The organism is Comamonas granuli NBRC 101663, from assembly GCF_000739995.1.
Lineage (GTDB): Bacteria > Pseudomonadota > Gammaproteobacteria > Burkholderiales > Burkholderiaceae_C > Simplicispira > Simplicispira granuli.
Genome location: NZ_BBJX01000014.1, coordinates 95466 through 117595, shown reverse-complemented (window position 1 = coordinate 117595; position 22130 = coordinate 95466). Strand labels below are relative to the sequence as shown.

Annotated in this window: 23 protein-coding genes; 13 read left to right on the top strand and 10 right to left on the bottom strand. The window is 66.9% G+C overall.

All coding sequences use genetic code 11. The features are described from left to right. Positions 1-119 precede the first annotated feature (119 nt). From CGR01S_RS14200 to CGR01S_RS14180, 5 genes are all read left to right on the top strand, one after another. The gene (locus CGR01S_RS14200) at positions 120-1022 is read left to right on the top strand and encodes a glutamate ABC transporter substrate-binding protein (protein ID WP_042428553.1); all 903 of its coding nucleotides are present in this window, start codon (positions 120-122) and stop codon (positions 1020-1022) included. A 3-nt stretch (positions 1023-1025) separates the two neighbouring features. Further along, the gene (locus CGR01S_RS14195) at positions 1026-1688 is read left to right on the top strand and encodes an amino acid ABC transporter permease (RefSeq protein ID WP_042428550.1); all 663 of its coding nucleotides are present in this window, start codon (positions 1026-1028) and stop codon (positions 1686-1688) included. Further along, positions 1685-2485: an amino acid ABC transporter permease gene (locus tag CGR01S_RS14190; RefSeq protein WP_042428548.1), complete on the top strand. Its 801-nt coding sequence runs from the start codon at positions 1685-1687 to the stop codon at positions 2483-2485. The genes CGR01S_RS14195 and CGR01S_RS14190 overlap by 4 nt, the downstream gene beginning before the upstream one ends. A 180-nt stretch (positions 2486-2665) precedes the next feature. Continuing rightward, positions 2666-3649 carry a tRNA dihydrouridine synthase gene (locus CGR01S_RS14185; RefSeq protein WP_042428545.1) on the top strand — a complete coding sequence of 328 codons (984 nt, stop codon included), beginning with the start codon at positions 2666-2668 and terminating at the stop codon, positions 3647-3649. A 132-nt stretch (positions 3650-3781) separates the two neighbouring features. Further along, on the top strand, positions 3782-4897 hold the full coding sequence (locus tag CGR01S_RS14180; protein WP_042428542.1) for an acyltransferase family protein: 1116 nt from the start codon (positions 3782-3784) through the stop codon (positions 4895-4897). A 36-nt stretch (positions 4898-4933) separates the two neighbouring features. On the opposite strand, the gene CGR01S_RS14175 is transcribed toward CGR01S_RS14180, so the two are convergent. From CGR01S_RS14175 to CGR01S_RS14135, 9 genes are all read right to left on the bottom strand, one after another. Then, a complete protein-coding gene (locus tag CGR01S_RS14175) occupies positions 4934-5323 on the bottom strand; it encodes a hypothetical protein (protein ID WP_042428539.1) in 390 nt (129 codons plus the stop codon). 29 nt (positions 5324-5352) lie between these two features. Beyond that, a complete protein-coding gene (gene rnk / locus CGR01S_RS14170; RefSeq protein WP_042428537.1) occupies positions 5353-5769 on the bottom strand; it encodes a nucleoside diphosphate kinase regulator in 417 nt (138 codons plus the stop codon). 162 nt (positions 5770-5931) lie between these two features. Beyond that, on the bottom strand, positions 5932-7224 hold the full coding sequence (gene gltA / locus CGR01S_RS14165) for a citrate synthase (protein WP_042428534.1): 1293 nt from the start codon (positions 7222-7224) through the stop codon (positions 5932-5934). A gap of 47 nt (positions 7225-7271) precedes the next feature. Beyond that, positions 7272-7544 carry an FAD assembly factor SdhE gene (locus CGR01S_RS14160; protein WP_042428529.1) on the bottom strand — a complete coding sequence of 91 codons (273 nt, stop codon included), beginning with the start codon at positions 7542-7544 and terminating at the stop codon, positions 7272-7274. A gap of 7 nt (positions 7545-7551) precedes the next feature. Next, positions 7552-8256, bottom strand: coding sequence for a succinate dehydrogenase iron-sulfur subunit (locus CGR01S_RS14155; protein WP_042428527.1), 705 nt, complete (start codon positions 8254-8256; stop codon positions 7552-7554). A gap of 30 nt (positions 8257-8286) precedes the next feature. Further along, the gene (sdhA, locus tag CGR01S_RS14150; protein ID WP_042428524.1) at positions 8287-10092 is read right to left on the bottom strand and encodes a succinate dehydrogenase flavoprotein subunit; all 1806 of its coding nucleotides are present in this window, start codon (positions 10090-10092) and stop codon (positions 8287-8289) included. Positions 10093-10141: 49 nt separating this feature from the next. Next, complete coding sequence (sdhD, locus tag CGR01S_RS14145; RefSeq protein ID WP_042428523.1) at positions 10142-10507, bottom strand: succinate dehydrogenase, hydrophobic membrane anchor protein; 366 nt, start codon at positions 10505-10507, stop codon at positions 10142-10144. 28 nt (positions 10508-10535) lie between these two features. Beyond that, positions 10536-10970 carry a succinate dehydrogenase, cytochrome b556 subunit gene (gene sdhC / locus CGR01S_RS14140; RefSeq protein WP_042428519.1) on the bottom strand — a complete coding sequence of 145 codons (435 nt, stop codon included), beginning with the start codon at positions 10968-10970 and terminating at the stop codon, positions 10536-10538. A gap of 142 nt (positions 10971-11112) precedes the next feature. Continuing rightward, entirely contained in the window at positions 11113-11907 is a 795-nt protein-coding gene (locus CGR01S_RS14135; protein ID WP_042428596.1) for a GntR family transcriptional regulator, read from the bottom strand. A gap of 184 nt (positions 11908-12091) precedes the next feature. On the opposite strand from CGR01S_RS14135, the gene CGR01S_RS14130 reads away from it, so the two are divergent. From CGR01S_RS14130 to sorU, 8 genes are all read left to right on the top strand, one after another. Next, positions 12092-13078: a malate dehydrogenase gene (locus CGR01S_RS14130; protein WP_042428515.1), complete on the top strand. Its 987-nt coding sequence runs from the start codon at positions 12092-12094 to the stop codon at positions 13076-13078. Positions 13079-13126: 48 nt separating this feature from the next. Beyond that, positions 13127-14149 (top strand): HpcH/HpaI aldolase/citrate lyase family protein, encoded by a 1023-nt coding sequence (locus tag CGR01S_RS14125; RefSeq protein WP_042428593.1) that lies wholly within the window; start codon positions 13127-13129, stop codon positions 14147-14149. Positions 14150-14184: 35 nt separating this feature from the next. Beyond that, positions 14185-14793: a hypothetical protein gene (locus CGR01S_RS14120; protein WP_042428590.1), complete on the top strand. Its 609-nt coding sequence runs from the start codon at positions 14185-14187 to the stop codon at positions 14791-14793. A 67-nt stretch (positions 14794-14860) separates the two neighbouring features. Further along, positions 14861-17452: a bifunctional aconitate hydratase 2/2-methylisocitrate dehydratase gene (gene acnB / locus CGR01S_RS14115; RefSeq protein WP_042428512.1), complete on the top strand. Its 2592-nt coding sequence runs from the start codon at positions 14861-14863 to the stop codon at positions 17450-17452. A 243-nt stretch (positions 17453-17695) separates the two neighbouring features. After that, the gene (locus tag CGR01S_RS14110) at positions 17696-18220 is read left to right on the top strand and encodes an RNA polymerase sigma factor (RefSeq protein WP_042428509.1); all 525 of its coding nucleotides are present in this window, start codon (positions 17696-17698) and stop codon (positions 18218-18220) included. Continuing rightward, complete coding sequence (locus CGR01S_RS14105; protein ID WP_042428506.1) at positions 18217-18801, top strand: hypothetical protein; 585 nt, start codon at positions 18217-18219, stop codon at positions 18799-18801. The genes CGR01S_RS14110 and CGR01S_RS14105 overlap by 4 nt, the downstream gene beginning before the upstream one ends. A 64-nt stretch (positions 18802-18865) precedes the next feature. Continuing rightward, complete coding sequence (gene sorT, locus CGR01S_RS14100) at positions 18866-20080, top strand: SorT family sulfite dehydrogenase catalytic subunit (protein ID WP_042428504.1); 1215 nt, start codon at positions 18866-18868, stop codon at positions 20078-20080. A 97-nt stretch (positions 20081-20177) separates the two neighbouring features. After that, positions 20178-20504, top strand: coding sequence for a SorU family sulfite dehydrogenase c-type cytochrome subunit (gene sorU / locus CGR01S_RS14095; RefSeq protein ID WP_042428501.1), 327 nt, complete (start codon positions 20178-20180; stop codon positions 20502-20504). A gap of 194 nt (positions 20505-20698) precedes the next feature. On the opposite strand, the gene trhP is transcribed toward sorU, so the two are convergent. After that, positions 20699-22063: a prephenate-dependent tRNA uridine(34) hydroxylase TrhP gene (gene trhP, locus CGR01S_RS14090; protein ID WP_042428497.1), complete on the bottom strand. Its 1365-nt coding sequence runs from the start codon at positions 22061-22063 to the stop codon at positions 20699-20701. Positions 22064-22130 lie beyond the last annotated feature (67 nt).

Genomic DNA, 22130 nt, shown 5'->3' with positions numbered 1-22130 from the left:
GCATCACGTGCATAACGGTGGACGGGTCAGACAATCAGTATGCAGATACCTGCATATACCAAATTGCTATATAAAACTCTATATATTCATTTGCATCACACACCATCCAAGAGGAATGCATGTCTATCCCATCCATCGTGAAATCCTCCGTAGCGGCACTGGCGATCGTGACCGGTGGGCCGCTTTTCGCACAGGGCGCGCCCATCAATGCAGCGGCGTTTGACGCGCTGATCGCGCAGGGCCCCGTCGCCGACGCTGCGACCATCGCATCGAGCACCTGGGCCAGCAAGATCAAGCAGGCCGGCACCCTGCGTCTGGGCGGCACGCAAACTTCGAACCTCTTTTCGCTGCTCAACGAGAAAGACGGCAAGATCCGCGGCTTCGATGCAGGTCTGGCCCAGCTCCTCACGCGCTACATCCTGGGCGATGGCGGCAAGTACCAGTTCACGCAGGTGACCTCGTCCACACGCGAACAGGTACTCATCAACGACCAGGTGGACATGGTGTTCGCCACCTACTCCATCACCCCTGCCCGCGCCGAGAAGATCTCGTTCGCCGGCCCCTACTACACCTCGCAGGCCGGGGTGCTGGTCAAGGCGAACAACAAGACGATCCAGTCGTACAACGATCTGGCCGGCAAGAAGGTCGCCACGCAGGCGGGCTCCACGGGGCCCGCGATCCTGGCGCAGTACGCGCCCAAGGCAGTCGTACAGGAGTTCCAGACGCACCAGGAAGCCCTTGACGCTCTGCGCCAGGGGCGCGTGGACGCCTACGTTACCGACCACACGCTGCTGCTCAATGCCCTGAGCCTCGGAACCGGCGACGCGAAGCTGGCGGGCGCGCCCTTTGGTGCACAAGACCCCTACGGCGTCGGACTGCCCAAGGGTTCGGACGGCGTGGCCTTCATCAATACCTTCCTGAAGAAGGTGGAAGCCGACGGTACCTGGGCCAAGCTTTGGACCATCTCCATCGGACAGCGCACCGGCAGCACTGCCGTTCCGACACCGCCCGCTCTGCCATAACGAATGGGCGAGGTTTCCAAGCTCCTGGCCGACTACGGGCCTGCCTTCGGGCAGGCCCTTTTACTGACATGGAAGCTCACCGCCATGTCGTTCGTGCCCGGCTTCTTGCTGGGCATGGTTGTGGCGGTGCTTCGGCTCTTCCCACTGCCGCCGCTGCGCTTCGTCCTGACCGTCTACGTCGAGATCTTCCGCAACATTCCCAGCGTGGCGCTGTTGATCTTCATCGTGTTCGCGTTGCCCGATCTCCATGTCCTGATCGACTATGAGCCCAGCGTGATCCTGACGTTGACGCTGGTCTGCTCCGCGTTCACTGCGGACTACCTTCGCGCGGGCATCAACACCATCGGCGGCAGCCAGATGGAAGCCGCACTCAGCCTGGGCATGCGGCCAATGCAGATCATCTCTGCAGTGGTATTGCCGCAGGCGCTGCGCTCGGTGGTGCAGCCGATGACATCGCTGCTCATCGCGCTGATGCTGTCGACCTCCTTGGCCTCGCAGGTACCGATTCCAGGCCGGGAGCTTACCGCGCTCGTATCCAAGATCGCCAACGACTCCGCCGCCGGCATGGCCGCGTTCGCGGTGGCTGCCGCGATGTACGTGGCAACCGGGCTGCTCATCGCTTGGGCGGGTGCCACCGTGGAAAAGAAAGTGCGGATGCTGCGATGAGCCGCCCTTTGGAAGACATTCTGTTTGGCGCGCCAAGCCCGCGGGCCCAGACCGTCACCCGGGTGGTGAGCGTGATCGCCGCGGCCGTGCTGCTCCTGCTGGCTGCGGGTATCGGGTTGCGCTTTCATACCGCAGGGCAGTTCGAGGCCCGATTCTGGGAGTTCTTCGCCTGGCAGACGACCTGGGCCTTCCTGGCCAAAGGCCTGCTGGGCACGCTGGCATCGGCGGCGATGGCCGCCGTCATCGCACTGGTCTTCGGGCTGATGCTATTGCAGGGGCGCCTGGCGCGGGCGCGGCTGGTGCGCTGGCCGAGCATCGCGGTCATCGAGTTCCTGCGTGGCACGCCGACGCTGCTGCTGATCTATGTGTGTTTTCTGGTGCTGCCGCAGGCCGGGATCAAGCTGAGCACCTACTGGATGTTGACCTTGCCCGTCGGCCTGAGCACCGCCGCCGTGGTGGCCGAGGTGTACCGCGCGGGCGTGCTCGCGGTTCCCCGAGGCCAGACAGATGCTGCGCGCAGCCTGGGGATGACCGAAGCCCAGGTCTTCTTCATCGTCGTCTTCCCCCAGGCCATTCGCTACATTGTCCCGGCGCTGGTCGCGCAACTGGTCATCGTGGTCAAGGACACCACCTTCGGCTACGTCGTCACCTACGGCGAGCTCATGCAGAACGCCAAGGTGATCATCGCCAACTACCACGCGCTGGTGCCCGTGTATCTCGTTGTCGCTGCGCTTTACTGTCTCGTGAACTACGGGATATCCAGGGCGAGCAAAAGGATGGGCCAGCCGATGCATTGACCGTTGCCAGGCAACCCCACAGCCCCCCGCAGGCAGGCCAATCAGCCAAAATACCGAACGTGCTGGCTGAGTATTTGCTCCTGAAATAGTAGCTGGTGGCGCTTGTTTCTATGGGGCTGGGCGCTGTTTTTATTGCACATTCTCAGGCCCGCCCTTGTCCCCGCGCTCGGAACATTCCCCATGACCCTGCTCCTGGCCCCCATGGAGGGCCTTCTCGACTTTGTGCTGCGCGACGTGCTGACCCGGGTGGGCGGCGTGGACCGGTGCGTTTCGGAGTTCATCCGCGTCACCGGCACGCTGCTGCCCGACAAGGTGTTCCTGCGCTATGTGCCGGAGCTGCTCACGGGCGGGCGCACGCTCGCCGGTGTGCCGGTGCGCGCGCAACTGCTGGGCTCCGACCCGGTGTGCATGGCCGAGAATGCGGCGCGCCTGGCCGCGCTCGGGCCCGAGGGCATCGACCTGAACTTCGGCTGTCCGGCCAAGGTAGTGAACCGCCATGGCGGCGGCGCGGCCCTGCTGCGCGAGCCCGAGCGCATTGCCGCCGTGGTGGGTGCGGTGCGCCGCGCCGTGCCCGCCCACCTGCCGGTGTCGGCCAAGATGCGCCTGGGTTACGACGACGCCAGCCTGGCGCGCGCATGCGCCCAGGCCATGGAGGCGGGCGGTGCGTGCGAGATCGTGGTGCATGCGCGCACCAAGGCGGACGGCTACCGGCCGCCCGCGTACTGGGAGCAGATTCCGGCCATCCGCGCGGCGGTGGCGGTGCCGGTGGTGGCCAACGGCGAGATCTGGACGGTGGAGGACGCGCAGCGCTGCCGCGCGGTTTCGGGCTGCCAGGCGCTGATGCTGGGGCGCGGCATCGTGGCCGACCCCGGGCTGGCGCGCGCCCTGCGCGCGCTCGATGCCGGCCGGCCCGGCAGCGATACGGTGCAGTGGGCCGACCTGCTGCCGCACCTGGGCGACTTCTGGCGCCTGGTGTGCGAGGGCCTGGGCCCGCACCAGCGCGCCGGCCGGCTCAAGCAGTGGCTCAACCTGCTGCGCCGGCGTTTTCCCGAGGCCGAGGCGGCCTACCAGCAGGTGCGCACCATGACGGACCAGCGCGCCATCGGCCAGTGGCTGCAGGACCTGGCTGCCGCCGGGCGCAGCCGCCCGGCCGGTCCGGGATGACCATCGCACGATAGGTGCTATTTGTTTGGTAGCGCGTAGCGCATGCCGGGCGGCCGTTAGAATCACAAAACTCCCCCAACATTCTGGCACTGCCCGCGCTCTGCGGGCGGCACGCGGCATTCCCCCGTCAGCATGCATCCCCCGGCCTCGCGCAACCCCCTGATCGACACCCTCAAGGGCGCCGCCTGCATCGCCATCGTCTGGCACCACCTGGCCTTCTACGGGCCCATGTCGGACGCGGCCCTGCCGCTCTTCCCCGGCCTCATGGCCTGGCTGTACGATCATGGGCGGCTGGCGGTGCAGGTCTTTCTGGTGCTGGGGGGCTTTCTGGCGGCCGGCAGCCTGGCGCCCGAAGGCCATGCCCGCTTCGACAGCGTGCGGGCCCTGGCCGGGCGGCGTTTCGTGCGGCTGGCCATCCCCTATGCGGCGGCGCTGGCCGTGGCGCTGGTCGCCGCCGCGCTGGTGCGCCCCTGGCTGGACCATCCCAGCGTGCCGGGCGTGCCCGAATGGCCGCAACTGCTGGCCCATGCGCTGCTGCTCCAGGATGTGGTGGGCGAGGAGGCCTTGTCGGCCGGCGTGTGGTATGTCGCCATCGACTTCCAGCTCTTCGTGCTCGCCGCGGCGCTGCTGGCGGCCGTGCGCCGCACCGGCCTGCCCGCCGCGGCGCAGGCGCGCTTGGCATGGGCGCTGGTGGCGGCGGGCGTGGCCGCCTCGCTGCTGTACTTCAACCGCCAGCCCACCCTGGATGTCTGGGGCATTTACTTCTTCGGTGCTTACGGCCTGGGCATGCTGGCCCGCTGGACGGTTCGCGCGCGCCAGCCCGGCTGGGGCCTGGCCGCCATGGCGCTGCTCGCGGGCGCGGCGCTGGCGCTGGATTTCCGCAGCCGCATCGCCGTGGCGGCGCTCACGGCCCTGGCCCTGGCCGTGCTGCTGCGCCGTGCCCCGGCCTGGCCCAGGGGCCGGCTGGCCGGGGAGCTGCAGCGGGTGGGGCAGATGTCGTATTCCGTCTTCCTCGTGCACTTTTCCGTGTGCCTGGTGGTCAACGCGGTGTTTGCCCATCTCTGGCCCGAAGACAGCGTGGCCAACGCCCTGGGCATGGTGCTGGCCTTTGTGCTCGCGCTCGCCGCCGGGCGCGTGCTGTATCTGCGGGTGGAGCGGCGCACGCCCTCCTGGACGCAGGCGCTGCGCTGGCAGGCGGGCATGCTGGGCATGGGCCTGCTGGCCTTCAAGGCATCGGCCTTTCTGTGAGCGGAGGGCGCCCACCGCGGGGCGCAGCGCGGCGCCTCAATGCCCGCTGCCGGGGTGCAGGGCCGTGCGCCGCTTTCGGCGCTTGCTGTCGATGAACCAGGCCAGAAAGGGCAGCAACAGCATGGAGCCCGGCACCACCCAGATGATCAGGTAGGGGCTCACGGACGAGGCCGAGCGCATGACCTGGCGCCAGTGCGTACGGTCCTCGCTGCTCCAGTGGCCCAGGCGCTTTTGCCGCACCAGCCAGACGATGGAGCCGCGCATGATGGCCATTTCCTTGTGCAGGCGGTCCTTTTCCCGGCTGTTGCCCGCCAGAAACGAGCAGAACCATTCCGGCGCCCGCTCCATGCGCCGCTGGAAGGCGCTGGTGGAGTGGGGGTCGAAAGCCTGGGTCTGCAAAGGGTCGGGCAAATGGCGCTCGGGCATAGGAGTTCCATTGTCGCCCGAAGAGGGCGTCAGCGGTGCAGTTCGCCGGAACTCTCGGGCTGATAGATGATTTTTTTCACTTGCACGGTCATCATCGTGCCTCCGGGGCCGGGCCAGGCGAGTTCGTCGCCGACCGACAGGCCCAGCAGGGCGCTGCCCACGGGGGCAAAAATCGATACGCGGTCAGCGCTGCCATCCATGTCGCGCGGGTAGACCAGGGTCAGGCAGAACTCCTTGCCGGTCTCGCGGATGGTGAATTGCACCGTGGAGTTCATGGTGACCACGGTAGGTGGAATTTCCTCGGGCGCCACCACGTCGGCCCGGTTGAGCTCGGCCTGCAAATCCGCCTTGCCCGGGAAGGCGCTGGCCGGCACGGCCGCCAGCAGGGCGTCGATGCGGTCGAAATCCAGCGTAGAAAGAACGATCTGGGGCTTTTTGCTTGACATGGGCTACCTCCGGGAGTGCAGGGTCAACTGTAGTGCAATGCGCGTCTGGCGCAGCAGGCAGGGGCGCTTTGGGGCTGCGCAAGAAAAAAACCCGCCAGCACACTGGCGGGTTGGCGGCCCCCGCCGCGCCAGGCGCAGCGGCAGGCGTGGGCGCGCGCGGCGTCAGACGTCGCGGCGCGGCGAGCCCGTGAAGAGCTGGCGCGGGCGGCCGATCTTGTACTCGGGGTCGCTGATCATCTCGTTGAGCTGGGCAATCCAGCCCACGGTGCGGGCCAGGGCGAAGATGCCCGTGAACAGGTTCACCGGAATGCCGATGGCGCGCTGCACGATGCCGGAGTAGAAGTCCACGTTCGGGTAGAGCTTGCGCTGCACGAAGTAGTCGTCCTCCAGGGCGATCTGCTCGAGCTTCTTGGCCAGGGCGAACAGCGGGTCCTTCTCCAGGCCCAGCTCCTGCAGCACTTCGTTGCAGGTTTCCTGCATGAGCTTGGCACGCGGGTCGTAGTTCTTGTACACGCGGTGGCCAAAACCCATCAGGCGCACGCCGGAGTTCTTGTCCTTGACCTTTTCCATGAACTCGCCGACCTTGGCCACGCCGCCCATGGCCTGGATGTCCTCCAGCATGTTCAGGCAGGCCTCGTTGGCGCCGCCGTGGGCCGGGCCCCACAGGCAGGCCACGCCCGCGGCGATGGCGGCGAACGGGTTGGTGCCCGAGGAGCCGCACAGGCGCACGGTGGAGGTGGAGGCGTTCTGCTCGTGGTCGGCGTGCAGGATGAAGATGCGGTCCATCGCGCGCTCGATCACGGGGTTGACCTGGTAGTCCTCGCAGGGCGTGCCGAACATCATGCGCAGGAAGTTACCGGCGTAGGACAGGTCGTTGCGCGGGTACATGTAGGGCTCGCCCTTGCCGTACTTGTAGGCCATGGCCACGAGCGTGGGCATCTTGGAGATCAGGCGGATCGCGGCGATGTGGCGGTGCTCGGGGTTGTTGATGTCCGTGCTGTCATGGTAGAAGGCCGAGAGCGCGCCGATCAGGCCGGTAAGCACGGCCATGGGGTGGGCGTCGCGCCGGAAACCGCGCAGGAAGAACTGCATCTGCTCGTGCACCATGGTGTGCTTGAGCACCAGCTTGTGGAAGTCGTCGCGCTGGGACTCGTTGGGCAGTTCGCCGTTGAGCAGCAGGTAGCAGGTGTCGAGGTAGTCGCACTTCGTGGCGAGCTGCTCGATGGGGTAGCCGCGGTACAGCAGCTCGCCCTTGTCGCCGTCGATGTAGGTGATGGCCGATTGGCACGACGCCGTGGACAGGAAGCCCGGGTCGTAGGTGAACATGCCGGTCTGGGCATACAGCTTGCGGATATCGATCACGTCCGGGCCGATGCTGCCCTGGTACACGGGAAGCTCCACGCTCGGGCTGCCGTTGCTGAACGATAGCGTCGCTTTGTTGTCTGCCAGTTTCATTTCAGTTTCCTTGGAAATAGTGGGCGGTAAGGGGACGGGAAGGGGGCTCAGGCGCGGGCGCGCATTTGTTCCAGCACGGCCTGCACTTCGCCGGTGGCCAGGTCGCCGGAGGGCTCCTTGCGCCGCAGCAGCAGGTCGAGCAGGTCGTTGTCGGGCAAGTCCATCAGGGCCGTGAGGCCGCGTGCCTGGGCGGCGCTCAGGTGCGCGCCGTGGGCCTGGAAGAAGCGCTCGATGAACAGGTCGTTCTCCACGAGGCCACGGCGGCAGCGCCAGCGCAGCACGGCCACTTCGCGTTCGTCGAGCAGGGCTTCTGCGGTCATGGCAGGCTCAGATGGCGCGGCGCACCATCAGCTCCTTGATCTTGCTGATGGCGGCAGCGGGCTTGAGCCCCTTGGGGCACACGTCCACGCAGTTCATGATGGTGTGGCAGCGGAACAGGCGGTAGGGATCCTCGAGGTTGTCGAGGCGCTCGCCCGTGGCCTGGTCGCGGCTGTCGGCAATGAAGCGGTAGGCCTGCAGCAGGCCGGCCGGGCCGACGAACTTGTCGGGATTCCACCAGAAGCTGGGGCAGGCGGTGGAGCAGCTTGCGCACAGAATGCACTCGTACAGGCCGTTGAGCTCCTCACGCTCCTCGGGCGACTGCAGGCGCTCCTTGGAGGGCGACACCGGCTCGTCGTTCACGAGGTAGGGCTTGATCGAGTGGTACTGCTGGAAGAACTGCGTCATGTCCACGATCAGGTCGCGGATCACCGGCAGGCCGGGCAGGGGCTTGAGGACCACGTCGCCCTGCAGGCTGTTCATGTTCGTCAGGCAGGCCAGGCCGTTCTTGCCGTTGATGTTCATGGCGTCCGAGCCGCACACGCCTTCGCGGCAGGAGCGGCGGAACGACAGCGAAGGGTCCACCGCCTTGAGCTTGACCAGCGCGTCCAGCAGCATGCGCTCGTGGCCGTCGAGCTCTAGCTCCACGGTCTGCATGTAGGGCTTGGCGTCCTTGTCCGGGTCGTAGCGGTAGATCTTGAAAGTGCGTTTCATGGGAGTGTTCTTTCGTGGGCGGCTGCGGGGTTAGAACGTGCGGACCTTCGGGGGGATGCTGTCCACCGTCAGCGGCTTGAGGTTCACGGGCTTGTAGCGCAGGCTGTTGGTCTCGCTGTCCCACAGCGTGTGCTTCATCCATTCCTTGTCGTTGCGGCCCAGCGGGCACTCCGGGTGGTCGGCCGGGTGCTCGTAGTCGTACACGGTATGGGCGCCGCGGCACTCGTGGCGGGCGGCGGCCGAGGTCATCGTGGCCTGCGCCGCCTCGATGAGGTTGTCCACTTCCAGGGCTTCCATGCGCGCCGTGTTCCAGACCTTGGACTTGTCCTTGAGCGCGATCGAAGCGACGCGCTCGCGGATGGCGTTGATCTTCTCCACGCCTTCGTCCATGGTCTTTTGCGTGCGGAACACGCCCGCATGCTGCTGCATGGTCTGGCGGATGTCGTTGGCCAGATCCTGGGCGTAGATGCCGTCCTTGGAGCCGTCGAGCTGGTTCAGGCGCGCCAGGGTGCGGTCGGCGCCGTCGGCCGGCACGGTCTGGAAGTCGCCATAGCCGGAGACGAACTGCACGATGTGCTTGCCCGCCGACTTGCCGAACACCAGCAGGTCCAGCAGCGAGTTCGTGCCCAGGCGGTTGGCGCCATGCACCGACACGCAGGAGCATTCGCCCACGGCGTAGAGGCCGTTGACCACGTTGTTCTTCTCGCCGTCCCACACCACGACCTGGCCGTTGATGTTGGTCGGGATGCCGCCCATCTGGTAGTGGATGGTGGGCACCACGGGGATGGGCTCCTTGGTGATGTCCACGTTGGCGAAGTTGTGGCCGATCTCTTCCACCGAGGGCAGGCGCTTCCTGATGGTGTCGGCGCCCAGGTGGTCCAGCTTCATCAGGATGTAGTCCTTGTTCGGACCGCAGCCGCGGCCTTCCTTGATTTCCTGGTCCATGGAGCGCGAGACGAAGTCGCGCGGCGCCAGGTCCTTCAGAGTGGGCGCGTAGCGCTCCATGAAGCGCTCGCCGTTGCTGTTGAGCAGGATGGCGCCTTCGCCGCGGCAGCCTTCGGTCAGCAGCACGCCCGCGCCGGCCACGCCGGTGGGGTGGAACTGCCAGAACTCCATGTCCTGTAGCGGAATGCCTGCGCGCGCGGCCATGCCCAGGCCGTCACCGGTATTGATGAAGGCATTGGTCGAGGCCGCGAAGATGCGGCCCGCACCGCCGGTGGCCAGCAGCACGGCCTTGGCGTGCAGCTCGTACAGGTCGCCGGTCTCGAGCTCAATGGCGGTCACGCCCACCACGTCGCCGCGCGTGTTGCGGATCAGGTCCAGCGCCATCCACTCGACGAAGAAGTTGGTCTTGGACTTGACGTTCTGCTGGTACAGCGTGTGCAGCATGGCATGGCCGGTGCGGTCGGCGGCGGCGCAGGCGCGCTGCACGGGCTTTTCGCCATAGTTGGCGGTGTGGCCGCCGAAGGGGCGCTGGTAGATGGTGCCGTCGGGGTTGCGGTCGAACGGCATGCCGAAGTGTTCCAGCTCGATCACCACGTTGGGCGCCTCGCGGCACATGAACTCGATGGCGTCCTGGTCGCCGAGCCAGTCCGAGCCCTTGATGGTGTCGTAGAAGTGATAGTGCCAGTTGTCTTCGGACATGTTGCCCAGCGAGGCGGACACGCCGCCCTGCGCGGCCACGGTGTGCGAGCGGGTGGGGAAGACCTTGGAGAGGCAGGCCACGTTCAGGCCGGCGCGCGAGAGTTCGAGCGAGGCGCGCATGCCGGAGCCGCCGGCCCCGACGATGACGACGTCGAATTTGCGAACGGCAATGTCTTTTTGGGTGTAACTCATGGTCGTGGGGAGGGAGTACGTTTCGTTCGGAATGGAGAAGGATGGTCGATCACAGGCGCCAGAGCACCTGCACGGCCCAGCCACCACAACTCACCAGCCAGACGGCTGCCAGCGCCTGGAGCACGAGGCGCAGGCCTGCCGGCTTGGCGTAGTCGTACCAGATGCTGCAAATGCCGATCCACGCATGCCAGGCCAGCGCCACGATGACGGAAAAGGTCAGGGCCTTCATCCACTGGGGCGCAAAAATGCCCGCCCAGGCGTCGTAGCCTATGGGGCCCTTGACGAGCAGCAACTGCACCAGCACCAGCAGGGTGAACACCCCCATCAGCAGGGCAGTGATGCGTTGCACCAGAAAGTCGCGCCAGCCGTAGTGGGCGCCGACCACCGTGCGCTTGTAGCCGTAGGTATCAGCCATGGAAATCGCTCCTTGTGTCTTGGAAAAATCAGTACAGGCCGAACAGCTTGGCGCCGAGGACCAGGGTCAGGCCGACGCTGGCCACCAGCACCACGACGGCCGAGCGGCGGCCGGTCTCCTTGGTGATGGCGTGGTGATCCACGTCCAGCCAGAGGTGGCGCGCACCGGCGAACAGGTGGTGCAGGTAGGCCCAGATGAGCGCCAGCACGACGAGCTTGACGAACCAGGCCGGGAAGATCCACAGCCCCGCCGTGAAGGCGGCGCTGAACTTGCCGAACGAGATCTCGGACGACACCGACTTGTCGAACAGCCAGATGATGAAAGGCAGCAACAGGAACAGCAGCATGCCGCTCACACGGTGCAGGATGGAGACGACCCCCGCCAGGGGCAGGCGGTAGGTCCGGACGTCGGAGAAGATGTTGATGTTGCGGAATTCAGGTCTTTTTTTGGCGACGTCGGTCATGGCTAGAGCTTTCGTGGGTGTAACTGCCTTGTAATTCTGTGCACGCAAGGACACAAAATTCTATTGCAATGCAGCATGCAGGGTTTGATGCAGACCGCATTTTGTGTTTTTTTCCACATCGGGGCCAGATGCAAGCTGGATGTCAGTTCAAATCGTTGTGGTAATGGTGGGTGTCCGTGCGGTAGATGCCGCGCCGTAACTCCATCGGAACATCGTTGTACGTGTAGGCCACACGCTCCACGCTCAGCAGCGGCATGGTGGGCGGCACGCGCAGCAGGTCCGCCTGCTCGGGGGTGGGCAGCACGGCGCGGATGCGCTCTTGCGCGCGCACCATGCGCACGCCGAAATCCAGCTCGAACATGGCATAGGTCGGCCCGGGGTAGTTCGCCATCTGGGCTGCCGTCAGGCCCTTGAAGGCCTGGCCCGGCAGCCAGATGTCCTCCAGGATGGTAGGGACACCGGCGAACAGCAGGATGCGGCGCACCTGGACCACGGCGTCGCCGCTGCGCAGCCCCAGGGCGCGCGCCACGTCGGCGCTGGCGCGCACGCGCTTGCATTCGATGATGTGGCGCTGTGCCGGCCCCTCGATGCTGGCGTCGCCGGTGTCGGGCATGAGCTTGAGGAAGCGGTACTGCACATGGCGCTCGGCGTGCGTGGCCACGAAGGTGCCCTTGCCCTGGCGGCGCGTCACCAGGTTCTCGGCCGCCAGCTCGTCGATGGCCTTGCGCACCGTGCCCTGGCTCACGCGAAAGCGCGCGGCCAGCTCCATCTCGCTGGGGATGGCCTCGCCCGGTTTCCACTCGCCCGCCTGCAGGCTTTGCAGGATCAGGCCCTTGATCTGCTGGTACAGCGGGCTGAAGGCCGGCGCGCCCATGCCGGCCTGGGGCGGCTGCGGCGCGGGCGTGGGGTCGGCGGGGGGTGGGGACAGGGAGGACATGGTCGTGTGCTCTACGGGGTCGATCATATCTTATATAAGACATAAGACAAATTGACGCGCAGCAGCCAGCAAAGCTACAATCCTCCCCTGTTTGCGGCGCGCGCATGCTGCTGGTAACAGGCGCAGGTGGCCACCGCTCTCCGCTCTCTCTTCACCTGTTTCCTCACTTTCTGGAGTTCCCACCATGAGCAAAAAGCCCGTCCGCGTGGCCGTCACCGGCGCCGCAGGTCAAATTGGCTACGCCCTTCTGTTCCGCATCGCCTCGGGCGAAATGCTGGGCAAGGACCAACCCGTCATCCTGCAATTGCTCGAGATCCCGGACGAGAAAGCCCAGAACGCGCTCAAGGGCGTGATCATGGAACTGGAAGACTGCGCCTTCCCGCTGCTGGCCGGCATCGAGGCCCACAGCGACCCCATGACCGCCTTCAAAGACACGGACTACGCCCTGCTGGTCGGCGCCCGTCCCCGCGGCCCCGGCATGGAGCGCGCCGACCTGCTGGCCGCCAATGCCCAGATCTTCACCGCCCAGGGCAAGGCCCTGAACGCCGTGGCTTCGCGCAACGTCAAGGTGCTGGTGGTCGGCAACCCCGCCAACACCAATGCCTACATCGCCATGAAGTCGGCCCCCGACCTGCCGGCCAAGAACTTCACCGCCATGCTGCGCCTGGACCATAACCGCGCCGCCTCGCAGATCGCCGCCAAGATCGGCTGCGCCGTGGGCGACATCGAGAAGCTGGCCGTGTGGGGCAACCACTCGCCCACCATGTACGCCGACTACCGTTTTGCCACCGTGAACGGCAAGTCCGTCAAGGACACCATCAACGACCACGACTGGAACGCCAACGTGTTCCTGCCTACCGTGGGCAAGCGCGGCGCCGCCATCATCGCTGCCCGCGGCCTGTCGTCGGCCGCCTCGGCCGCCAACGCCGCCATCGACCACATGCGTGACTGGGCCCTGGGCACCAACGGCAAGTGGGTCACCATGGGCATCCCGTCCAACGGCGAATACGGCATTCCCAAGGAAGTCATGTTCGGCTACCCCGTCACCTGCGAGGGCGGCGAGTACAAGATCGTCGAAGGCCTGCCGATCGACGCCTTCAGCCAAGAGTGCATCAACAAGACCCTGGCCGAGCTCGAAGGCGAGAAGGACGGCGTCAAGCACCTGCTGTAAGCAGCCGCCATGAGCGACGCCGGGACGCCCCGAGGTGCGCAGGCCCCCATGGGGGGCAGCGCCGTACACGCAGCGACAAGCGCGGGGGCCATCCTCCATCCGCGCGATGTCCTGCTGGGTGCCCAGGCGACCGCAGGCCTGCTGCCGGTCTGTGACCACTACAGCGGCGCGCCCGCGCGCATGCGCAAGAGCCTGCAACTGCAGGCCGAGATGATGCAGGAGTTCGGCGCCTGCGTGTTCGACGTGACGCTGGACTGTGAGGACGGCGCCCCCGTGGGCGCCGAAGCCGAGCACGCCGCCCTGGTTGCCGACCTGGCCCTGCACGAGGCGGCGCCTGGGGCGCGCGTGGCGGCCCGCGTGCACCCGGTGGAGCATCCGGCCTTCGCCCAGGACGTGGCCACCATCGCCGGCCGGGCAGGCCAGCGCCTGTGCCACCTCATGCTGCCCAAGGTGGAGTCGGTGCACGCTATCGAGCACGCCGTCCGGGCGCTGGATGCCGCAGGCGCCACCCACCTGCCCCTGCACGCGCTGATCGAGTCGCCGGCCGCAGTCCACCGCGCGTTCGACATCGCCGCCCATCCCCGGGTGCAAAGCCTGAGCTTCGGGCTCATGGATTTCGTCTCGGCCCATGGGGGGGCGATTCCCGATGCTGCCATGGGCGTGCACGGGCAGTTCACCCACCCTCTGGTGCTGCGCGCCAAGCTGGAGATCGCCTCGGCCTGCCATGCCCATGGCAAGGTGCCCTCGCATTGCGTGGTCACCGAGTTCGGTAACCCGCAGGCCCTGCAGGCGGCGGCGCGTCGTGCTGCCGATGAGCTGGGCTATACGCGCATGTGGAGCATCCATCCGGGGCAGATCCGTCCCATCCTGGAGGCGTTCTCGCCAAGCGGGGATGCGGTGCTCCAGGCGGCCCGCATCGTCGCCGCGGCCTGCCAGGCGCAATGGGCGCCCATCAGCGTCGAAGGCGTGCTGCACGACCGTGCCAGCTACCGGTACTACTGGCAGGTGCTCGAACGTGCCCAGCGCACGGGACGGTCATTGCCGGACGCGGTGCAGCACTGGTTTGTATGATCCAGGCATTGAAGACCACCCAGGAGACTGCCATGATCAAACCCCTGCTTGCCACCGCTGCCGTGCTCGCCCTCCTGCCCGGCTTGGCGCTGGCGGAAAACGCCCCCGCCAAGACCGCACCCAAGGCCGCGGTGAAGTCCAAGGCGGCCAAGGGCGCCACGCCCCAGGCCGCGAACAAGACCGTCGTGGCCAAAGCCGCGCCCACAGCCCGCCGCACGCCGGCCCAGGCGACGGCTGCGGCTGCTACGGCCGCCGCGGCCACTGGTGCGGCGACCGCTCGCGCGAGCCTTGGCCCCGAGGAGCTCGACATCGCCAAGCGCGTGTACGTGGGTGAGATGGCCTGTGAGCTCGGCGCCTCGGTGCGCGTGGCGGCCGATGCCCAGGAGCCCGGCCACTTCCACCTCGAAGGCAAGGGCTTCAAGTTCCATATGGCGCCCGTGACCACCAGCACCGGCGCCGTGCGCCTCGAAGACCACAAGGCGGGCGCCGTGTGGCTGCAGATTGCCAACAAATCCATGCTCATGGACCAGAAGCGCGGCCAGCGCCTGGCCGATGAGTGCAAAGGCCCCGAACAGGTGGCGGTGGCCGAGGCCCAGAAAAAGGCCCCGCCCCAGAACCTGCTCGACGCACCACCGCCCAAGTGAGCGGGCGCGCGGGGCGGGCCGCTGAGGTTCCCCGATACAACCACGACCCAACCGGAGAAAGCAAAACATGTTGAAAGCCTACCGTGACCACGCCGCCGAGCGCGCCGCCCTGGGCATCCCCCCGCTGCCCCTGGATGCCAAGCAGGTGGCCGAGCTGATCGAGCTGATCAAGAACCCGCCCGCAGGCGAGGAGCAGTTCCTGCTCGACCTGCTGACGCACCGCGTGCCCCCGGGTGTGGACGATGCCGCCAAGGTCAAGGCCAGCTTCCTGGCGGCCGTGGCGCACGGGGACCTCACGGTCGGCCTGATCTCCAAGGCCAAGGCCACCGAGCTGCTGGGCACCATGGTGGGCGGCTACAACGTGCACCCGCTGATCGAGCTGCTCGACGACGCCGACGTGGCGGGCGTGGCCGCCGAGGCGCTGAAGAAGACGCTGCTGATGTTCGACTTCTTCAACGACGTCGCCGCCAAGGCCAAGGCGGGCAACGCCAAGGCCCAGGAAGTGATGAAGTCGTGGGCCGACGCCGAATGGTTCACCAGCCGTCCCGAGGTCGAGAAGAAGATCACCGTGACGGTGTTCAAGGTGCCCGGTGAGACCAATACCGACGACCTGTCGCCCGCGCCCGACGCCTGGAGCCGCCCGGACATTCCGCTGCACTACCTGGCGATGCTGAAGAACACGCGCCCGGACGCTGCCTTCAAGCCCGAGGAAGACGGCAAGCGCGGCCCCATCCAGTTCATCGAAGACCTCAAGAAGAAGGGCCACCTCGTGGCCTACGTGGGTGACGTGGTCGGCACCGGCTCCAGCCGCAAGTCCGCCACCAACTCCGTGATCTGGGCCACTGGCCAGGACATCCCGTTTGTTCCGAACAAGCGTTTCGGCGGCGTGACCCTGGGCGGCAAGATTGCCCCCATCTTCTTCAACACGCAGGAAGACTCCGGCTCTCTGCCCATCGAAGTCGATGTGTCCAAGCTGGAAATGGGTGACGTGATCGACGTGCTGCCCTACGACGGCAAGATCGTGAAGAACGGCGAGACCGTGGCCGAGTTCGCGCTCAAGAGCCAGGTGCTGCTGGACGAAGTGCGCGCCGGCGGCCGCATCAACCTGATCATCGGCCGCAGCCTCACCGCCAAGGCCCGCGAATTCCTGGGCTTGAGCGCATCCACCGTGTTCCGCCTGCCCCAGGCACCCAAGGACAGCGGCAAGGGCTTCACCCTGGCGCAGAAGATGGTCGGCCGTGCCTGCGGCCTGCCCGAAGGCCAGGGCGTGCGTCCGGGCACCTACTGCGAGCCGCGCATGACCACCGTGGGTTCGCAAGACACCACCGGCCCCATGACCCGCGACGAGCTGAAGGACCTGGCCTGCCTGGGCTTTTCCGCCGACCTGGTGATGCAGTCCTTCTGCCACACCGCCGCCTATCCCAAGCCCGTGGATGCCAAGATGCACCGCGAGCTGCCCGCCTTCATCTCCAACCGCGGCGGCGTGGCCCTGCGCCCCGGTGACGGCGTGATCCACTCCTGGCTGAACCGCCTGCTGCTGCCCGACACCGTGGGCACCGGCGGCGACTCGCACACCCGCTTCCCCATCGGCATCTCCTTCCCCGCGGGCTCCGGCCTGGTGGCCTTCGGCGCCGCCACCGGCGTGATGCCGCTGGACATGCCCGAGTCGGTGCTGGTGCGCTTCAAGGGCCAGATGCAGCCCGGCGTCACGCTGCGTGACCTGGTGCATGCCATCCCCCTGTACGCCATCAAGCAGGGCCTGCTGACCGTGGCCAAGGCCGGCAAGAAGAACATCTTCTCGGGCCGCGTGCTGGAAATCGAAGGTCTGCCCGACCTGAAGGTGGAGCAGGCGTTCGAGCTGTCCGACGCCTCGGCCGAGCGCTCCGCCGCCGGCTGCACGATCAAGCTCAACCCCGAGCCGATCAAGGAGTACCTGCGCTCCAACATCGTGCTGATGAAGAACATGATTGCCGACGGCTATCAGGACGCCAAGACCCTGCAGCGCCGCATCGAGAAGGTCGAAGCCTGGCTGGCCAAGCCCGAGCTGCTCGAAGCCGACAAGGACGCCGAATACGCCGCCGTGATCGAGATCGACCTGGCCGACATCAAGGAACCCATCGTCTGCTGCCCGAACGACCCCGACGACGCCAAGTTCCTGTCCGAAGTGGCCGGCACCAAGATCGACGAGGCCTTCATCGGCTCGTGCATGACCAACATCGGCCACTTCCGCGCCGCCGCCAAGCTGCTGGGCACCCAGCGTGACATCCCCGTCAAGCTGTGGGTCGCTCCGCCCACCAAGATGGACCAGAGCGAACTGATGAAGGAAGGCCACTACGCCGCCTTCGGCAACGCCGGTGCACGCACCGAAATGCCGGGCTGCTCGCTGTGCATGGGCAACCAGGCGCAGGTGCACGAGGGCGCCACGGTCATGTCCACCTCCACGCGCAACTTCCCCAACCGCCTGGGCAAGAACACCAACGTGTTCCTGGGCAGCGCCGAGCTGACCGCCATCTGCTCCAAGCTGGGCAAGATCCCGACGGTGGCCGAGTACCACGAGGCCATGGGCATCATCAACAAGGATGCCGCCAGCGTGTACCGCTACATGAACTTCGACCAGATCGAGGAATACGCCGAAGTGGCCAAGGGCGTCACGGCCTGAGTGGCACCTGCTCGGTGAACGAACAAGAACGGCCCCTCGGGGCCGTTTTTGTTGCGTGCGGCGCAATACCGCAGGAGAACGCTGCCGCAGCGCCGAGCATTGCGGGTTGTTTCTGTAGCGCACCAGCGCGGCGCCCATACCGCACCGCTGCGACACGCGCCCACCAGTCCTTGGCGCAATACCTAGGGTTTTCACTAGGATGCGCCATGGAATGGAAGATGCGGGGCCATGCTCTTAAGCCACATGATCCCAACCGCCGAGTCGCGCTACAACCAATGGGTGCGCGAGCATTACCGTTTTCTGCTGCGCAGCGCCTGGGCCTTGACGGGCTCGCGCGCGCTGGCCGAGGACGTGGTGCAGGACTGCTTCACCAGCGCCTGGCGCTACCGCAACCAGTTGCGCGATGCCCGCCTGGCGCGCGCCTGGCTGTTCCAGATCATGCGCCGCCATGCGCTGCGCCATCTGGTCCCTGACCAGCCCCTGGTCTATACCGAGCAGGCTCCGGACACGGTGGCCCCGCCTTCGGCACTCGACGACCAGCTTGACGTGGTCAAGGCCCTGGGCCGCATCGCGCCCATCCACCGCGAAGTGCTGGTGCTGTACTACTTCGACGACATGCCCACGGCCCAGATGGCCGAGGCGCTGGATATCGCTCCCGGCACGGTGCTGTCGCGCCTGGCGCGCGCGCGCGAGGCCCTCAAGGCGGCGCTCAGCCCCGCGCCAACGGCCACCGCCAGCGTGATTCCCATGCGAAAAGCCCAGAAATGACGCCCCAAGATACCCCGCAGGAAACGGCATTCGATCTGCGTGCCCGCGCCGAATTGGCCCTGGCCTTCGAGCCTGGCGAGCCGCCGGCCCATTTGCTGCGCCACACGCCCTGGCATGCGCGGCGCGGCGTGCGCCGCGTGCTGGCCGCGCTGCTGGTCAGCGGCTCGGCGGCCTCGGCGGTGTTCGCCATGCGCCCGCCCGAGATCGTGCGCGCTGCGATCGAGCACGAATACTACGAGCGCACGCTGCGCGGCAGCTTCATGCCCGAGGCCGAGATCGCGCACCACCTGGACCTGGAGCCCGGCAAGGTCCTGCCGGGCTACACCCAGCTGATGCGCCCCTGCGACATTGACGGCACCAAGGCCTACCACCTGACCACCTTCTTCGAGAAGGGCGGCATCGTCACCGTGCTGGCCTTCGAGCAGCCCCTGTCTCTGGCTGACAACCACGGCTGGTGGGCCAATATGTACTGGCAGGTGGTGCACTCGCGCGAGGGCCGCCCGCTGGTGCTCGTGGCGCAGAAGAAGCAGGCCCTGGCCGTGGCCAGCAAGGCTCTGGTCGGCAGCGAGACGCCGCGCTGAACCGCTGGCAGCGCGCCAGCAACACTTTCCCTCAACCTTTGACAAGCCCACCAAGGAGACACCCATGCCTACCACGCCCCATTCACTGCCGCGCCGCCGCCTGCTCACGGGCAGCGCCAGCGCCCTGGCCGCCGCCGGCCTGGCCAGCTTCCACCAGAGCGCCCTGGCCCAGGCCGCCGCGCCGGCCGCCAAGCCCCTGCCCGGCTACGCCGGCTGGAAGAAGGCCGATGCCGTCATCGTGCACAGCTCCACGACCATCGAGACCAAGCGCAGCGCCTTCGGCACCAGCGTGATCACGCCCACCGACCAGCTGTACGTGCGCAACAACCTGCCTTCGCCGCCCGAGTCCATCGTCGCCGACCGCGACGCCTGGGAAGTGCAGATCGAGGGCGTCAAGCAGCCGCGCCGCATCAGCGTGCGCGAGCTCAAGACCCTGGGCCTGGAGACCGTGACCATGGTGCTGCAATGCTCGGGCAACGGGCGCGGCTTATTCCCGAGCAAGCCCAGCGGCACGCCCTGGACCGTGGGCGCCGCGGGCTGCGTGGTCTGGAGCGGCGTGCCCGTGCGCGACGTGGTCAAGGCCCTGGGCGGCGTGGCCGACGGCATGAAGTACATGACCGGCACGGGCGGCGAGGTGCTGCCGCCCGGTATCGACCCCAAGAGCGTGATCGTCGAGCGCTCGGTGCCTGCCGAGGCCCTGCAGGACGCGCTGCTGGCCTGGGAGATGAACGGCGAGCCTATCCCGCTGGCCCACGGCGGCCCGCTGCGCCTGATCGTGCCGGGCTACACCGGCGTGAACAACATCAAGTACATCAAGCAGTTGGCCTTCACGGCGCAGGAGAGCGACGCCAAGATCATGTCGCACGGCTACCGCATCTCGCCGCCCGGCAGCAAGGGCGACCCGAGCCAGCCTTCGGTGCAGGAGATGAGTGTCAAGTCCTGGATCAACAGCCCCCTGCCCGAGGATGGCCCCCAGGCCGCCGGCGCGGTGCAGATCCACGGCGTGGCCTTCGGCGGCATGCACGCCGTCAAGGGCGTGGAGGTCTCCATCGACGGCGGCAAGACCTGGAAGGCCGCGCGCCTCGTGGGCCCGGACATGGGCAAGTACGCCTGGCGCCAGTTCGTGCTGCAGGCCCAGTTGCCCAAGGGCACGCATGTGCTGGCCAGCCGCGCCACCGACGCGCAGGGCAATGTGCAGCCCGAGACGCGCGGCGAGAACCAGAGCGGCTACAACAACACCAGTTGGGCCGACCATGCCGTGACCGTGACCGTGGCCTGAGCCCGGCCTCCGTCCTGTCCTGATTTTTCACCACCAAGCCTGCGGGATGCGCCCGCAGGCTTGGCGCTTTCACGTCCCTTTTTTACGAGACCTTTCCATGATGAAGACCCTGCTCCAGACCGCTGCTCTGGCCGCCGCCGCACTGGCCGTTCCCGCCCAGGCCGACGAAGCCGCACAGATGGCCCTGGGCAAGAAGCTGTTCACCACGACCACGCCGGCTTGCGCCCTGTGCCACACGCTCAAGGACGCCGGCGCCGAAGGCGCCATCGGCCCGGTGTTCGACGAGCTGCAGCCCGACGCCGCGCGCGTGACCCGTGCCCTGCGCGACGGCATCGGTTCCATGCCCTCGTTCAGGGCGGGGCTCAGCGATGCCGAGATCGCCGCCATCGCTTTGTATGTGAGCCGCGCCAGCCGACAGCCCTGAGCGGCGGCATGCGCCGTACCGGGCATGGACGGAGGGCGGCTTGGCCGCCCTATTGCATGGCAGGGGGTGCAAGGGCGCGCAGGCTCGCATGCCGGGCGCCGACCTGTGCCACCGCCTGTGCCCCTGCGTTCTGAGATTTATTCAGTGTTTTCTTGAGTTTGCCCTGATCTGGCAAGCGCAAGCAGCTACAAAAACTAGAGCAATTTGGCGATCAGCGCACCCTCGGCCGGGCCGCCCAGCGGAATGCGCACGCGCAGCGGGCTGCCCGAGGCGAATTGCAGTTCGGCGCCGTCCAGGCCCCGCATGCGCTCCAGCCGCACCACGCGGTTGCCCTGGGGGTGGATGATCTCCAGCCGGTCGCCCACGTCGAAGCGGTTCTTGGTTTCCACCTCGGCCCAGCCGTCCTGCACCGCCTTGACCTCGCCCACGAACTGGCTGCGCCGCGCCTCGGAGCTGCCGGTTTCGTAGTTCTGGTAGTCGTTCGCCGGGCGCCGCTCCAGAAAGCCCGGCGTGTAGCCGCGGTTGGACAGGCCTTCGAGCTCGGTGATGAGCTCGGGGTTGAACGGGCGGCCGGCCACGGCGTCGTCGATGGCGCGGCGGTAGATCTGCGCCGTGCGCGAGACGTAGTACTGGCTCTTGGTGCGCCCCTCGATCTTGAGCGAATCGACGCCGATCTGCACCAGGCGCTGCACATGCTCGACGGCGCGCAGGTCCTTGCTGTTCATGATGTAGGTGCCGTGCTCGTCTTCCATGATGGGCATGAGCTGGCCGGGGCGTTCCTTCTCTTCCAGCAGATAGACCTTGTCGGCCAGCGGGTGGCGCGCGCCGCCGCCGCACGAGGCAAAGGCGGTGTTGCCTTCCTCCTGGGCCTGGTTGAAGTTGAAGCCGCCCTCCATGCGTGCGGCCATGGCCTCGCCGGTGTTCGGGTCCACATCGGCCTCGTGCGTGGCGTAGTTCCAGCGGCAGGCGTTGGTGCAGGTGCCCTGGTTGGGGTCGCGTCGGTTGAAGTAGCCCGAGAGCAGGCAGCGGCCTGAGTAGGCGATGCACAGCGCGCCGTGCACGAACACCTCCAGCTCCATGTCGGGGCATTCCTGGCGGATTTTCTCGATCTCGTCCAGGCTCAGCTCGCGCGAGAGGATGATGCGCGACACGCCCGCCTTTTGCCAGAACTTCACCGTGGCGTAGTTGGTGGTGTTGGCCTGCACCGAGAGGTGGATTTCGGTCTCGGGCCACTTTTCCTTGACCATCATGATCAGGCCGGGGTCGGCCATGATGAAGGCGTCGGGCTGGCAGGCGATCACGGGCTCGATGTCGCGCAGGTAGGTGCGCACCTTGTCGTTGTGCGCAATGAGGTTGCTGGTGACGAAGAACTTCTTGCCACGCGCATGCGCCTCGTTGATGCCCTGGGCGATCTGCTCCAGGCGGAACTCGTTGTTGCGCGCGCGCAGGGAGTAGCGTGGCTGGCCGGCGTATACGGCGTCGGCGCCGAAGTCGTAGGCGGCGCGCATTTTCTCCAGTGAGCCGGCGGGCAGCAGCAGTTCGGGGCTTTTGAGGGTCATGGTGTGTGATTGTCTGCCAGGGCCCCGGGCCGTGTGCGCGGCGGCACGGGAGCACCCAGCGGTGAAA

What these genes read in the sequence shown, in the direction of transcription:
- CGR01S_RS14200 (WP_042428553.1), top strand. Translation starts at nt 120, where the DNA reads ATGTCTATCCCATCCATCGTGAAATCCTCCGTAGCGGCACTGGCGATC.
- CGR01S_RS14195 (WP_042428550.1), top strand. Translation starts at nt 1,026, where the DNA reads ATGGGCGAGGTTTCCAAGCTCCTGGCCGACTACGGGCCTGCCTTCGGG.
- CGR01S_RS14190 (WP_042428548.1), top strand. Translation starts at nt 1,685, where the DNA reads ATGAGCCGCCCTTTGGAAGACATTCTGTTTGGCGCGCCAAGCCCGCGG.
- CGR01S_RS14185 (WP_042428545.1), top strand. Translation starts at nt 2,666, where the DNA reads ATGACCCTGCTCCTGGCCCCCATGGAGGGCCTTCTCGACTTTGTGCTG.
- CGR01S_RS14180 (WP_042428542.1), top strand. Translation starts at nt 3,782, where the DNA reads ATGCATCCCCCGGCCTCGCGCAACCCCCTGATCGACACCCTCAAGGGC.
- CGR01S_RS14175 (WP_042428539.1), bottom strand. Translation starts at nt 5,323, where the DNA reads ATGCCCGAGCGCCATTTGCCCGACCCTTTGCAGACCCAGGCTTTCGAC.
- rnk (WP_042428537.1), bottom strand. Translation starts at nt 5,769, where the DNA reads ATGTCAAGCAAAAAGCCCCAGATCGTTCTTTCTACGCTGGATTTCGAC.
- gltA (WP_042428534.1), bottom strand. Translation starts at nt 7,224, where the DNA reads ATGAAACTGGCAGACAACAAAGCGACGCTATCGTTCAGCAACGGCAGC.
- CGR01S_RS14160 (WP_042428529.1), bottom strand. Translation starts at nt 7,544, where the DNA reads ATGACCGCAGAAGCCCTGCTCGACGAACGCGAAGTGGCCGTGCTGCGC.
- CGR01S_RS14155 (WP_042428527.1), bottom strand. Translation starts at nt 8,256, where the DNA reads ATGAAACGCACTTTCAAGATCTACCGCTACGACCCGGACAAGGACGCC.
- sdhA (WP_042428524.1), bottom strand. Translation starts at nt 10,092, where the DNA reads ATGAGTTACACCCAAAAAGACATTGCCGTTCGCAAATTCGACGTCGTC.
- sdhD (WP_042428523.1), bottom strand. Translation starts at nt 10,507, where the DNA reads ATGGCTGATACCTACGGCTACAAGCGCACGGTGGTCGGCGCCCACTAC.
- sdhC (WP_042428519.1), bottom strand. Translation starts at nt 10,970, where the DNA reads ATGACCGACGTCGCCAAAAAAAGACCTGAATTCCGCAACATCAACATC.
- CGR01S_RS14135 (WP_042428596.1), bottom strand. Translation starts at nt 11,907, where the DNA reads ATGTCCTCCCTGTCCCCACCCCCCGCCGACCCCACGCCCGCGCCGCAG.
- CGR01S_RS14130 (WP_042428515.1), top strand. Translation starts at nt 12,092, where the DNA reads ATGAGCAAAAAGCCCGTCCGCGTGGCCGTCACCGGCGCCGCAGGTCAA.
- CGR01S_RS14125 (WP_042428593.1), top strand. Translation starts at nt 13,127, where the DNA reads ATGGGGGGCAGCGCCGTACACGCAGCGACAAGCGCGGGGGCCATCCTC.
- acnB (WP_042428512.1), top strand. Translation starts at nt 14,861, where the DNA reads ATGTTGAAAGCCTACCGTGACCACGCCGCCGAGCGCGCCGCCCTGGGC.
- CGR01S_RS14110 (WP_042428509.1), top strand. Translation starts at nt 17,696, where the DNA reads ATGATCCCAACCGCCGAGTCGCGCTACAACCAATGGGTGCGCGAGCAT.
- CGR01S_RS14105 (WP_042428506.1), top strand. Translation starts at nt 18,217, where the DNA reads ATGACGCCCCAAGATACCCCGCAGGAAACGGCATTCGATCTGCGTGCC.
- sorT (WP_042428504.1), top strand. Translation starts at nt 18,866, where the DNA reads ATGCCTACCACGCCCCATTCACTGCCGCGCCGCCGCCTGCTCACGGGC.
- sorU (WP_042428501.1), top strand. Translation starts at nt 20,178, where the DNA reads ATGATGAAGACCCTGCTCCAGACCGCTGCTCTGGCCGCCGCCGCACTG.
- trhP (WP_042428497.1), bottom strand. Translation starts at nt 22,063, where the DNA reads ATGACCCTCAAAAGCCCCGAACTGCTGCTGCCCGCCGGCTCACTGGAG.